A 13,030-nucleotide genomic window follows, 5' to 3' on the forward strand; every position below is an offset into this window, starting at 1 on the left:
CGCAGCCGCTCCTGCGGGTACAGCGGAGTGAGCTTGTAGAACTCCGGCCGGCGCTTCGCCTCATCCGGCTCCATCCCGTTGATGGTGTCCAGCCGAACCAACGGGGCATGTCGGCCCCGGTGCGGTGCAGCGGCGGCCGCGCCGGTGATCAGGTCGCCGCGACGTAGGCCGTACCGGCGCAGTTGGGCGGCGGTGACGTACGCGTCGGCGGCGGAGGGCAGATAGCCGTCGACCCGGAGCAGGGCGTGGTCGTCGACGGTGTCGAGGATGCCGCTGACCGGGACCGGTGAGGTTGACAGGGTGCTCATCGGGTGCCTTTCGGTGTGGTGGGGTCCGGTCGCCTGCCGGAGACTGGCGGTGACGGGCTGAAACGTCGGGTTCCGGGCGTGCCGGTGCCAAGGACCGGCGCGACGGTCCCGGCGCGGGCGGTGAGGGTGAGCAGCCGGGAGCGGAAATGGATGCCGTGCGAGCGGGGAGCGCACCGGCGGACGCTGGCGCGAGCGGGGGTCCGGCCACACCTGGTCGCCACCTCGCCGGCCCGCGTTCGACTGCCGCCTGCTTCGCCACTGGCGGGCGTCATGCAAAGCGACGAATCGCTGGGGGCTCGCGGATCGGCTGCGGCTCAGGAGTTCGGGCCGAGGCGCCCGCAGTGTGGCGGGCGGTGCGCCGGCGGGAAAGTGCGGGGATCGGGCTCCGGGTGGCGCTGCGCGCCGGCATCCGGGCCCGTCGGAAGGTTAACCCAGGGCCGCCGGGCTGGGCAAGCAGGTTGCCCAGGCGGATGCTCCCTGCAGTGCGGGACGCGCCGACGGGGACAGGAGCTCCGTTGACTGGACGCGGCGTCCTCGCTGGGGCGCGCCGGACCCGTCCGTCGCTGGTCGAGCGGGGGCCGGCTACCGGCCCGGCGCCGCTACCTCGAGGCGTCGGCGAGGGAGAACAGGCCGCCGTTCGCCCCCAGGGATGCGGTGGGACGGCGACGAGACGGGCGGCAGATCGGCCCGCCGCCCGTCCACCCGGTCAGAAGTTCGGCCAGCTCCAGCCGAGGTAGTTGGCGTAGTAGGGCAGCCGGGCGGAGCCGATCCGCCCGTTCACGCTGGTCGCCACGAAGCTGCCGTCACCGCGGGAGATGCCGACGTGCCCGTACGGGGCGCTGATGTTCCAGAAGACCAGGGCACCGCGGGGCGCGTTCAGGTCGCCCCGGTGGGCGGTGCCGCGAGCCACGGCGTCGTTCCAGTCCGCCATTGCGGAGGCGTAGATGCCGGTCCGGCCGTACGCGTTCTCGGCTGCCATCTCGCAGTAGCCCTCGTACGCGGTCGACCCGAACCGGGCTTCGTACCAGGCGACCGCGTTGTCAGCCCGACTGCTGCTGCAACTCGGTGCGACCTGGCCGTTGCTGCCGGTGTAGACGAAGCCGTCGGAGACGTACCCGCCGTTGTCCAGCCGGTCCCAGATGTTCGTGGCGCCCCAGTTGCCGTTGATCCACTCGCCGGTCGTCTGGCAGGTGATGTTGACCGTGGCGCCGTTGGCCACGCTGCCGACGACCGAGTAGCCGGTGCCCGGACCGGAGCGGACGTAGAGGCCACCGGATGCCTGGACAGTGCCGGTGGCGGCGAGCGCCGGCGCCGCCAGGCCAAGCGTGGTGGCGGTGGTGACGACCAGTGCCAGGACGGTGCGGGCTAGCCAACGGGTAGTACGCCTTCTCGGCCTCTCCAGCAGTGTCATGCCCTTCCCCCAGATCCATTGATTCCTATATAACGGGCCTGTCTGCCGAGGATCGGGGACGGGTCACCGGTTGGCGAGGTAGGCAACGGTCGGGGAGGGCGTGACGCACATGCGGGCGGCGCAGGCGCGTGAGGTGATCGGGGCGCGGATGCGGGAGCTGCGTGAGTCGGCGGAGACGTCCCTGACCCGCGCTGCGGACCTGTCCGGGTGGGGAAAGGGACACCTGTCCCGGGTGGAGCGAGGGCTGACCAAGCCCAGCCGCGGCCTGGTGGAGTGGTACGACGCGACGTTCGGGGCGGGGCAGGCCTTGCTCGGCCAGTTCCTGGACCTGGAGGCGGCGGTCCGGGTCGGCCGGGAGACGTCGCTGCGGGACGCCCGGCTGCGCCACTTGGGCGGCGTCGCCTGCTTTCCGGCGGTGGCTGGGGGCAGTGTGCCGGTCGACCACGATCCGGCCGACTGCTGCCTGCTCATGGCCGAGGATCCACCGGACGGCACGGTGGTGTCGGTCGGCCAGGCGTTCGACAAGACCTGGACGGTGCGCAACGTCGGCCCGGTGCCCTGGCGCGGGCGGTGGCTGACCCGGCAGGGCGCACCGGGGGTGGCCGGCTGGCTCCAGTCGCCGATCCGGGTGCGATTCGGCGAGGTGGATCCTGGCGCCGAGGCGGTGATCCGGGTTCGGCTGCGCGCACCGCACGTCGAGGCCGCCTGCACGGCATACTTCAAGATCACCGACGCGACGGGACGGCTCTACTATCCCGGTTCCCAGTCGCTGCCGCTGCACTGCACCATTTACGCCGTGCAACCGGACACGCGTCGCGACAGCCGATGGTCACCCTGACGACGACGGTGCTCGGCGGTCGGTTCGGGAGGTCCTGCCAATTTGACGGGGTGCTGACCGTTCGTCGCCGGGGGGCAGTTGCCTTTACGCCTTTTCGGGGTGCCTGATCGGCCGGGTCGCCCCGTCCTCCTTTCGGTGAGCTGATAGCCGGCAACTACTGACCGGTTGACGACTGAGATGTCGGTCACCATGTCCGCCGCGAGGCCCATCGTTGCGGCCTGAGCAGCGATTTTGTCCGCCGGAAATCGATCGGTCGACAGATCGGAAAGGGTGGGGCCGCTGACGGGAAATTCACTGTCAGCTAGCCGTCCGCCAATTCGCTTTCCCTGCGGCGACGCCGTGCCGCTGACTGTAGGCATCCATTTGATGAAACGGAGTCAACCGTGTCCACCACCAATGAGACCGGGCGGGCGGTCGTCCTCGGCGGCAGCATCGGCGGTCTGCTCGCGGCGCGGGTGCTGAGCGAGTCGTACGCGAAGGTGACCGTCTTCGACCGGGACGAGTTGCCGGCGGAGGCCGCCGACCGCAAGGGCGTGCCGCAGAGCGGGCACTCTCACGGCCTGCTCGCCCGGGGCCGGCAGATCCTGGAGGAGCTCTTCCCCGGTCTGACCGTCGACCTGACTGCCCAGGGGGCCGCCGCCATCGACATCCAACGGGACTGCCTCTGGGTCAACGACGGCCACCGGATCCCCCGGGTCGCCTCCGGGCTGGAGGGGCTCTGCGTCAGCCGGCGCGCCCTGGAGGCGTACGTCCGGGGCCGGGTCCGTGCCCTGCCCAACGTGGAGATCCGGGACAGGTGCGAGGCGTTGGGGCTGCTCGTCGACGCCGACGGCGGCAGCGTCACCGGCGCGCGGATCCTGCCTCGAGGTGGACGGGAGGAGCGCCACGCCGCCGACCTGGTCGTGGACGCGACCGGCCGCGGCAACCGCGGTCCCACCTGGCTCGCCGAGCTCGGCTACCAGCCGCCCGTCGAGGACCGGGTGGACCCCCACACGGTGTACGTCTCCCGCGACTACCGCCGTACCCCGGGCGAGGCCAACTTCGCCGCCTTCGTCAGCAGCCCGTCGCCGGCCGTCCCGTACGGCGGGGTGGCCATCTCGGCCGAGGGCGCCCGGTGGATGGTCACGCTGTTCGGCGTCGGCCCGGAGCAGGCTCCGCCGATCGACCCCGAGGGTTACCTCGCCTTCGCCGGGCGGCTGCCCGCCCCGGAGCTGCACGCGCTGCTGAGCCGGGCGGAGCCGCTCGGCCCGCCGAAGCGGATGCGGCTGCCCACCAGCGTGCGCCGCCGCTACGAGCGCCTCGCCCGCCTGCCGGAGGGCTTCATCGCGTTCGCCGACGCGATCTGCAGCTTCAACCCGGCGTACGGGCAGGGCATGACGGTGGCCGCGGCGGAGGCGATGGTGCTGCGCGACTGTCTCCGGCACGGCCGGCGGGAACTGCCCCGCCGCTTCTTCGCCGGAGCGGCGAAGGTGGTGGACGTGCCGTGGGACATGGCCGTCGGCGCCGACCTGCGCTACCCGGCGGTCGTCGGACCGCGCAGCCGCCGGACCCGCTTCCTCAACGGGTACGTCACCCGGCTGCATGCCGCCGCCGCGCGGCACCCGGTCGTCGGTCGGCGCTTCCTGAGCGTGGCCAACCTGATGACGCCGCCGCCGGGGCTCTTTGGGCCGGGCATCGTCGCCCGGGTGCTGTGGTCCGGCCGGCGCACCACGCCTCAGGTGGCCCACCGCGAACCGGCGGCGCAGGTCGAGGAGTTGGTCGCCGGGTGAACCGGCGTCCATCCCACCGAGTTCGGCGGGCGAAAGAAAATCACGTCCGTACAGTTCCGGTTTCCCTGGTAGATGGCGGCGTGCGGGTTGGTATGCCTGTGGGGTGTCGGAGCAAGCGAACAACGAGCAGCCTGCGGTAGGCGGCACCGAGCCGACGGAAGACGGTGGAACGGCGTCGCAGACATCGCTGGCGGGCCCGGCGGCGGGAAAAGCGGCGGGGGCGACCTTGCTGCTCGGCGCGTTGGGTGTGGTGTACGGGGACATCGGCACCAGCCCGCTGTACGCGCTGAAGACCGTCTTCACGCTCGACCGGGGCCTGGACCCGGGCTCTCGCGACGTGTTCGGCGTGATCTCGCTGGTCTTCTGGTCGATCACCCTGATCGTGTCGATCAAGTATGTGATCTTCATTCTGCGTGCCGACAACCACGGCGAGGGCGGGGTGATGGCCCTGGCCGCCCTCGCCCGACAGGCGCTGCGCAACGCCAACGGAAGGCGCGCCGCCAGCGTGCTGGCGCTCGGGGCGCTCGGCGCCGCCCTGTTCTACGGCGACAGTGTGATCACTCCGGCGATCTCGGTGCTGTCGGCAGTGGAGGGGCTGGAGGTCACGTCCCCGCAGTTGGCGGTGGTCGTGCTGCCGGTGTCGGCGGCGATCCTCACCGTGCTGTTCGCCGGGCAGCGGTGGGGCACCGGACGGGTCGGGAACATCTTCGGGCCGATCATGCTGCTCTGGTTCGCCTGCCTGGGCGTGGCCGGCGCGGCCGAGGTGTTCCGTCGCCCGAGCATCCTGGGCGGGCTGTCGCCGACGTATGCCGCTCTGTTCGTCGTCGACCACCCGATCATCGCGTTCGTCGCGATGGGCGCGGTGGTGCTGGCGATCACCGGCGCTGAGGCGCTCTACGCCGACATGGGCCACTTCGGGCGCGCCCCGATCCGCCGGGCCTGGTTCGCCATCGTGTTTCCCGCGCTGACCCTCAACTATCTGGGTCAGGGCGCGCTGATTCTACGCGCACCGGACAGCCGGGCCAATCCGTTCTTCCTCCTGATGCCGGAATGGGCGCGGCTGCCGATGGTCGTCCTGGCCACCGTGGCCACCGTGATCGCGTCCCAGGCGGTGATCTCCGGGGCCTTCTCGGTGTCCCGGGAGGCCATGCGACTGGGGTTCCTGCCGCACCTGCGCATCCGGCAGACGTCCCAGCGCGAGTACGGGCAGATCTACCTGCCCGGAGTGAACTGGAGCCTGTTCGCGGCGGTCCTGGTGGTGGTGTTCGCGTTCGGCTCCTCGACGAAACTCGCCGCGGCCTACGGGGTGGCGGTCACCGGCACCTTCCTGATCACCACGACTCTGGTCCTGGTCGTCGCGCGGGCGCTGTGGCGCTGGTCCGCTCGGCGGGTGGTGCTGTTCGGGGCCGTCTTCGGCAGCATCGAGCTGATCTTCTTCACCGCGAACCTGGCCAAGGTCAGCCACGGTGGCTGGCTGACGCTGCTCATCGCGGTAGCCCTGTTCACGATCCTGATGACCTGGCGGCGCGGAGCCGAGCTGGTCACCCCGCGACGGACCGAACGGGAAGGACCACTGTCGGACTTCATCGACACCCTGCACGCCGCGGACATCCCGCGGGTGCCGGGCACCGCGGTCTTCCCCCATCCGAACAAGGACACCACCCCGCTGGCACTGCGCGCGAACGTCGCGCACAACCATATCCGGCATGAGCGAATTGTGTTCATTACCGGCCGTACCGCGAACGTCCCGCACATTCCATGGGATCAGCGGCTGACCCTCGATGACCTCGGCGACCCGAACGACGGCATCATCCACATCACCGCCGTGTTCGGCTTCCAGGATCCCACCGACTTCCCCGAGGTCCTGCGCCGCGCCGCGACCCACCCCCTCGCCAGCGGGATAGACCTCGACGAGGTCTCCTACTTCGTCTCGAGGATCACCTTGCGGTGCACCCCACATCCCGGGCTGGCCACCTGGCGGAAACGCCTGTTCATCGGCCTCGCCCACAACGCCGCCAGTCAGGCCGAGTTCCTCCACCTCCCGGAGGAGAAGACCATCGTCCTCAGCGCCGAAGTCCCCGTCTGAGCCTGTGTCGATCAGGCGGCGCGATGCGTCAGGATCCGAACGACCTGGATGACGGACGGCGCCGGGTCCGAGGCGGACCCGGCGCCGTTCGGTCGCACTAGCTGGAGATGTTCCGGACCGTGTTGTACAGGTCGGCCACCTGGTTGCCGTAGTACGGCGAGAACATGTACTGCGGCAGGGTGTTGTACTTGAAGTCGTTGTGTCCGTTGAGATAGCCCCAGTTGCCGTCGAACGACATCAGCCAGCCCCCGCCGGATGAACCACCCGTCATGTAGTTCAGCATGTAGATGGTGCCGCCGCCCCCGTCGTAGGTCGGGCCGTTCTCCGCGGTGAGCACCTCACCGTTGAATGGGGACGCGGCCGGGTAGCCGAAGGCGTAGTCGTACTGGCCGATCGGGTAGTTCCAGGCGATTCCCTGTCCGCCGAGGTAGTCGGTGATCCGCCAGCCGTTGCTGCGGGCCATCACTGCCGACCCGACGTCGTTGGCGAAGTCACCGTTGTTGTTGAACCAGGCCGTGGTCGTCCACAACTGGGTGGCGTACCAGTAGCCGTAGGGGGCCGATCCGTTGTTGTAGTTCGGGACGAAGGTCCAGTTGGTCGCCCACGCCCGGTTGCCGGTGAGGCAGTGACCCGCGGTCCACACCTCGGACTTGCCCTCGGTGTTCACGATGGTCGCCGAGCAGACGTAGTTGCCGCCGTTGAGGGTGAAGTAGACCTTGCCGGAGGTGCGGGCCACCGGGTGACCGACCGGGTAGTTGGGGTAGTAGGCCTGCGTCGACATGCCGGGCGAGGTGGCGGTGGATCCGCTGGCCTTCGGTTCGACGGCGGGCGCGGCCGGGGCCACGCTGCCGGACGGCCCCTGCGGGCGGGTGGTGCTGGTCGCCCGGTTCCCGGCGCTGTCGCGCGCGGCGAGCGCCGCCTTCACCGTGGGAATCTCGGTGTCCGGCTTGGCCGCCTTCATTCGGGTCGGGGTCCAGTACGCTGCCAGGGCCCGCTGCCGGGCGTCGGGGCCGTTGCCCGTGGCGGTACGGGCCACCTCGGGGCTGAGCTGTGCGTAGCTTCCGATGACGGCGCTGTTCGACGTGCTGAGGGTGGCCGGGGCGGCGCCCGCGGTCCCCGCCGTGGCCAGCGTCGCCGCGGTCACCACCGCGAGAGCTGCCAGGCCGCGGAGCAGTCTTGTGGACATGTTCCCTACCTTTCGGATAGCGGGTCGGGAGCCCAAAGTACTGCCGCAGAAGCATTGACGGTCATCACTTGAATATCAAGTAGGCAGATGAAGGAAAATGTAACGAAAGTGGCGACGCCTTTCCTATGGCATTGACCTGCCTAGATGCGTAGGGCGTAGTGCCGTGTTCGCCGGAACTCGCGGGAGAGCCGCGGCCGGGAATTGCGCGGAGATGGGTGTCGCCGGCGTGGGATACGCCGGCGGTCGTGGTGGCCGTGGCACGGATGCGGACAGCACTCGGCGCAGTGGAGATCATCTCGACGTCGCGCCCTTGACTGTCCGGGCAACCAGGCACCCCCATGCTCGTCACCGTGGCGGCCTTCGTCCACCTCGGACGGGCAGACTCAAGAGTCCCTCAATTTCCATGCCTGAGGTGCCTCCAGGCAGTGTGGCCAGCCTAGGTTCGGCTCACTTCGATGGAACACGGCGACGTGCATCACCAGAGGAGCACCATGGCCCCTACTCCGCCCACCGATGCTGAGCTGAACACCCTGATCCGAGCTCGGCTGGCCACGCTCGGTATCGATCTCGATCAACTTCCGCCAGGAAGCGCCGCCGACCCGGAGACCGGCTCGCCGGGCCGGGATTCGGTGCTCGCCTCGCTGCGCTCGTTTCTGCGCGGCACCGTGGCGACGCTGGCCGCGTACCAGTTGCCCGCCCCCGACGCCACGGATCCCGAGGTCGGGAGGGCGCTGTCGCAGCAACATGTGCCGATTCTGTACCCCTCGAACAGCGCAGAATGGCGGAAGGCATGACTGGCGAACCACTCGACCGTTCGATCGACCGTCGCGTGTTCCTGGCCCGCGCCGCCGCGCTGGCCATCGCCTCCGCGGCAGGGGCCACCGTCGCCTCGCCGTCGTTGGCGCTGGCGGTCGGCCCGCTGTCCGTGGACCCCGGGGCGGGGACCAGGAACCGGGCCCTGGACCAGCCCAACGCCTACACCCAGCCCCGGCCGGAGGCGGTCGCCGATCCGACCGAGCTGACCATCGCCGAGGCGGCCTGGCTCATCCGCGCCAACAAGCTGACCCCCGAACAGTTGGTCGAGGCGTACCTGGCCCGCATCTCCACGTACGACAGCACCTACCAGGCGTTCAACCTGGTGCTCGCCGACGCGGCCACCGCGGCGGCACGCGCTGCCGTCCGCGCGCCACGACTCGGCGCGCTCCATGGCATTCCCCTGGCCATCAAGGACAACTACTACACCGAAGGCGTCCTGACGACCGCGAACTCCTTCCTGTTCAAGGACTTCGTGCCGCCGTACGACGCGACCGCGGTGGCCCGGCTCAAGGCGGGCGGCGCGATCGTCCTCGGTAAGACGCAGATGGGCCCGCTGGCCACCACCCGTGCCACCACGCCCGCCGGCGTGATCACCACGGTGAACGCCTGGACGCCGACCAACCGCAACACCGACCCCGGCGGATCGTCCACCGGCACCGCCACCGCGGTGGCCGGCCGGATGGCCACCTCCGGCATCGGCACCCAGACCGGTGGCTCGATCACCGCACCCTCCAACGCCCAGAACCTGACCGGACTCAAGCCGACCATGGGCCGCGTCTCGGCGACCGGCGTCATCCCGCTCAGCTACACCCGTGACCATCCGGGCCCGCTGGCGCGCGATGCCAAGGACGCCGCCATCATGCTGACCGCGATGGCGGGCGAGGACCCGGCGGACCCGCGCAGCCAGGGACTGCCCGACGTGCCCGAGCTCATCGACGCGGCCACCCCGGTCTACCAGAGGAACCGGGTCAGGTTGCGGTGGAACACCAGGATCGGTGTGCTGCCCGGCTTCACCAACGGCACCTCGGCCACCGCGGCGGCCCGCCAGGCGTACCTGGCCCAACTCGCCGAGATACCCGGGGCGGCGCTGGTGGACGTGTCCCTGCCGGACGGGTGGAGCCAACTGACCGGCAGCACCTTCAACAACATTCGGCTGCCGGAGCGCAGCGAGCCGTTCATGCCGTACCTGCGGACAGACCTGCGCGGTTTCGGCGTGTCAGTGACCAGTTGGCTGCAGGGAGCGTTGCTGGGTGGCAACGAGTTCCTCACCGGTCAGCGGGCCAAACTGCTGCTGATGGAACGGGTGCTCAACGACCTGTTCGACGTGTGCGACGTGGTGGTGCAGACCGACCCGGTGCCCTTCGACATCCTGGGTCTGCCGGAGATCGCCTTCCCGATCGGGTTCACCGCCGCGGGCGTGCCGATCGGCACCATCCTCGGCGGACTGCCGTACGCCGAGGACCGGCTGTTGTCGGTGGTGGCCGCCTACCAGGCGACGACGGACTGGCATCTGCGGCGGCCCGCCGACCCGCCCGCGGCGGCCAGGATGCGCGCTGAAGCTCCTGCGGAGGCGCTTCGGCTGACGGCTGAACAGGTCGCCGAGCTCACCCAGTAGCCCAGACGGAGGGCGGGAAAGTGTTCCCGCCCTCCGGTTCGACGGGTCGCGGGGCGAATATGTGTGCGGTCGTTGAGGAAAACCTCGACCGCAATTCTGCCGTGCCATTGAAACGTCTGCCTTCGTTCAATACCTCGCCTGTCGACCAGCCGGACCGCGGACGCGAGGCCAATCACCCCGGACCAGGCTGTCCGGGTCGGGTTCGGCAACATCAGCAAGGCTCAAGATTTGCTCAATTGCCGCCGAGAGCGTTCCTGAAATTGATCGAAGCCTGTTGAATCGATCTCATCCGATCTGGCGCGGCCGCCCCTGTCGGTCCCTTTTCCGTCGTGCAATGTGCTGTGAAGGGGTGTCAGGTGAAACGAAGACTGTCTCGGACCGCGGTGCCACTCGCCTGCGTACTGACGTTGATCGGTACGCCGGTGCTGACGTCGGGAACCGTCGCCACCGCAGGAGACCGGGTGCCGAAGCCGGAGTCCGTGATCGGCTGGGTGCCCTGCGCGGACTACAAACTGGCCACGTACGAGCAGATCGCCGACTACTACCGTGCGCTGGACAAGGCCAGCGACCGGATGAAGCTGGTCGAGATCGGCAAGACCAGCGAGGGCCGGCCGCAACTGATGGCCATCGTCTCCTCGGAGAAGAACCTCAAGGACAAGGACCTCGAGCGCTACCGGAAGACCTCGGTACAGCTGTCCCAGGGCGACGCGCTCTCCGCACCGGAGGCGCGTGACCTGGCGAAGAACGGCAAGGCCATCGCCTGGGTCGACTTCGGCATCCACTCCACCGAGGTGGCCGGTCACCAGACCGCCCCGCAGTTCGCCTACGACCTGGTGACCAGCGAGACGCCCGAGGCGCGCGCGATCCGCGACAACGTCATCACCCTGCTGGTGCCGAACGTCAACCCGGACGGCGGGACCAAGGTCGCCGAGTGGTACCGCCAGAACCTCGGCGGTCCCTACCAGGACGCCGGCTATCCGGAGCTCTACCAGAAGTACGCCGGGCACGACAACAACCGTGACTGGTACATGTTCAACCTGCAGGAGACCCAGAACGTCGGGCGTCAACTGTTCCACGAGTGGATCCCGCAGGTCATGCACAACGTGCACCAGACGGCGGTCTTCCCGGCGCGAATCAGCATCCCGCCGTACGAGGACCCGCTGAACCCGAACATCCACCCCCAGGTGGTCCGCGGCGTCAACCTCGTCGGCGACGCGATGGGGCAGCGGTTGGAACGGGAGGACAAGGGCGGCGCGCTGGCGCGCCAGTCGTACGACATCTGGTGGAACGGCGGCGCGCGGACCGCGCCGTACTACCACAACCAGATCGGCATCCTGACCGAGACGGCGCACGCCTCGGCGACGCCCCGGGTGTACGACCCCGCGACGTTCCCGAAGACCTTCGCGGACGGCACCTCGACCAGCGAGCCGTCGGTGTTCTACCCCAGCCCCTGGAAGGGCGGTGAGTGGCACCTCTCGCAGAGCTGCGACTACATCAAGACGGCCTCGTGGGCGATGCTGCGCGTGGCCAGCGACGACCGGGAGTCCCTGCTCTACGGGGCGTCGCAGATGGCCCGCGACGGCGCGCGCGACGGCGCCCGCACGACCTACGTGATCCCGGCCGACCAGGCCGACTTCCCGACCGCCACGAAGCTGGTGGACAAGCTGCGGTGGAACAACATCCGGGTCGAGCAGGCGGTGAGCTCGTTCACCGTGGGCAACCGCACCTACCCGGCCGGCAGCTACCTCGTCCGGGAGGCCCAGCCCTACCGGGCGGCGGTCCTGGACCTGCTCAACGCGCAGAAGTACCCGGACCGTCGGCTCTACCCCGGCGGCCCGCTGGAGCCGCCGTACGACATCACCGGTTACACCCTGTCGTTCCAGATGGGCGTCACCGTCGAGAAGCTCGACCAGCCGGTCCCGGCCACCACCCGCCAGGTCGACTGGCCGGCCGTGCCGACCGGGGTGGTGGCGGGCGCACCGAAGTACGCGTACGCCCTCGACCCCCGCGTCAACGACAGCTCGGCCGCGGTGAACTCGCTGCTCGCGGCGGGGGAGAAGGTCTCCCGCAGCGGTGGCGAGGTGACCACCCGAACCGGCACCCTGCCGGCCGGGACCTTCCTGGTCACGCCCGCGGCAGGCACGGACGAGCGGGTGACGTCGCTCGCCACCCGGCTCGGGCTCAGCATCGCGGCGGTGGACGTGAAACCGGCGAAGGTGACCACTCTCGCCGCACCCCGGATCGGCCTGTACGACGGGTTCAACAACTACGACGAGGGTTGGACCCGGCTGATCCTCGACCAGTTCGGCTTCCGCTACGAGAAGCTGACGAACGCGGCGGTTCGGGCCGGCGACCTGCGGGCGAAGTTCGACACGATCGTGCTGCCCGACGCCACGTACAACTCGATGCGCAACGGCCGGGCGGCTGGATCGCTGCCGCCGGAGTACACCGGCGGGATGACCGACGCGGGCGTGGCCAAGCTCAAGGCGTTCGTCGAGGCGGGCGGCACGCTGGTGACCCTGAACAAGGCGGCCCAGCTGCCGATCAAGGCGTTCGGGGTGCCGGTCAAGGACGTCACCGAAGGGGTGGCCGACACCCGGTACAACATCCCGGGATCGGTGTTGAACCTCAACGTCGACTCGACCGACCCGGTCGGCGCCGGGTTTGCCTCGACCGCGTCGGCGTTCGTCGCCAACGGCCCCGCGTTCGAGGTCGAGCACGGAGCCACGGGCGTCACGGTGGCGGCCAGCTGGCCGAAGACGAACCTGCTGAAGAGCGGTTTCCTCCTCGGTGACGACGTCATCGGCGGGAAGGGGGCCGTGGTCACGGCCAAGGTGGGCGACGGGCAGGTGGTGATGATCGGGTTCAAGCCGCAGCACCGGGCCCAGTCGCACGGCACCTACCGCCTGCTGTTCAACGCGATGTACCTCGGGGGTCAGGGCTGACCTGACCTCGATCGTGGTGGCCGGGCGCGCTGACGCGCCCGGCCACCACCGGGACC

At 69.7% G+C, this 13,030-nt stretch carries 8 protein-coding genes and 1 pseudogene; 6 read left to right on the forward strand and 3 right to left on the reverse strand.

Translation table 11 applies throughout. The annotated features are described in order from the left end of the window. Together ACFYM6_RS25990 and ACFYM6_RS25995 are read right to left on the reverse strand one after the other, a co-directional pair. A pseudogene (locus ACFYM6_RS25990) lies at window positions 1-317 on the reverse strand (transcription termination factor Rho); the annotation flags it as partial. 697 nt (window positions 318-1,014) lie between these two features. Next, window positions 1,015-1,719, reverse strand: a complete 705-nt coding sequence (locus ACFYM6_RS25995; RefSeq protein WP_387279563.1) for an SH3 domain-containing protein — start codon at window positions 1,717-1,719, stop codon at window positions 1,015-1,017. Window positions 1,720-1,828: 109 nt separating this feature from the next. On the opposite strand from ACFYM6_RS25995, the gene ACFYM6_RS26000 reads away from it, so the two are divergent. The 3 genes from ACFYM6_RS26000 (at window position 1,829) to ACFYM6_RS26010 (ending at window position 6,412) form a co-directional block, all read left to right on the forward strand. After that, complete coding sequence (locus tag ACFYM6_RS26000; RefSeq protein WP_387279787.1) at window positions 1,829-2,557, forward strand: NBR1-Ig-like domain-containing protein; 729 nt, start codon at window positions 1,829-1,831, stop codon at window positions 2,555-2,557. A 383-nt stretch (window positions 2,558-2,940) separates the two neighbouring features. Beyond that, window positions 2,941-4,326, forward strand: coding sequence for an FAD-dependent oxidoreductase (locus ACFYM6_RS26005; RefSeq protein WP_387279565.1), 1,386 nt, complete (start codon window positions 2,941-2,943; stop codon window positions 4,324-4,326). A gap of 103 nt (window positions 4,327-4,429) precedes the next feature. Continuing rightward, window positions 4,430-6,412: a potassium transporter Kup gene (locus ACFYM6_RS26010; RefSeq protein WP_387279566.1), complete on the forward strand. Its 1,983-nt coding sequence runs from the start codon at window positions 4,430-4,432 to the stop codon at window positions 6,410-6,412. Window positions 6,413-6,509: 97 nt separating this feature from the next. On the opposite strand, the gene ACFYM6_RS26015 is transcribed toward ACFYM6_RS26010, so the two are convergent. After that, entirely contained in the window at window positions 6,510-7,598 is a 1,089-nt protein-coding gene (locus ACFYM6_RS26015) for a trypsin-like serine peptidase (RefSeq protein WP_387279568.1), read from the reverse strand. Window positions 7,599-8,053: 455 nt separating this feature from the next. Here ACFYM6_RS26015 and ACFYM6_RS26020 point away from each other — a divergent pair, with 455 nt between their 5' ends. The 3 genes from ACFYM6_RS26020 (at window position 8,054) to ACFYM6_RS26030 (ending at window position 12,974) form a co-directional block, all read left to right on the forward strand. Then, complete coding sequence (locus ACFYM6_RS26020; RefSeq protein WP_387279570.1) at window positions 8,054-8,392, forward strand: hypothetical protein; 339 nt, start codon at window positions 8,054-8,056, stop codon at window positions 8,390-8,392. Beyond that, window positions 8,389-10,029, forward strand: a complete 1,641-nt coding sequence (locus tag ACFYM6_RS26025; RefSeq protein WP_387279572.1) for an amidase — start codon at window positions 8,389-8,391, stop codon at window positions 10,027-10,029. The genes ACFYM6_RS26020 and ACFYM6_RS26025 overlap by 4 nt, the downstream gene beginning before the upstream one ends. 356 nt (window positions 10,030-10,385) lie before the next feature. Beyond that, window positions 10,386-12,974, forward strand: coding sequence for a M14 family zinc carboxypeptidase (locus ACFYM6_RS26030; protein WP_387279574.1), 2,589 nt, complete (start codon window positions 10,386-10,388; stop codon window positions 12,972-12,974). Window positions 12,975-13,030 lie beyond the last annotated feature (56 nt).

Source organism: Micromonospora sp. NPDC006431, from assembly GCF_042870725.1.
Classification (GTDB): domain Bacteria; phylum Actinomycetota; class Actinomycetes; order Mycobacteriales; family Micromonosporaceae; genus Micromonospora.

What these genes read in the sequence shown, in the direction of transcription:
- ACFYM6_RS25995 (WP_387279563.1), bottom strand. Translation starts at nt 1,719, where the DNA reads ATGACACTGCTGGAGAGGCCGAGAAGGCGTACTACCCGTTGGCTAGCC.
- ACFYM6_RS26000 (WP_387279787.1), top strand. Translation starts at nt 1,829, where the DNA reads ATGCGGGCGGCGCAGGCGCGTGAGGTGATCGGGGCGCGGATGCGGGAG.
- ACFYM6_RS26015 (WP_387279568.1), bottom strand. Translation starts at nt 7,598, where the DNA reads ATGTCCACAAGACTGCTCCGCGGCCTGGCAGCTCTCGCGGTGGTGACC.
- ACFYM6_RS26020 (WP_387279570.1), top strand. Translation starts at nt 8,054, where the DNA reads ATGGAACACGGCGACGTGCATCACCAGAGGAGCACCATGGCCCCTACT.
- ACFYM6_RS26025 (WP_387279572.1), top strand. Translation starts at nt 8,389, where the DNA reads ATGACTGGCGAACCACTCGACCGTTCGATCGACCGTCGCGTGTTCCTG.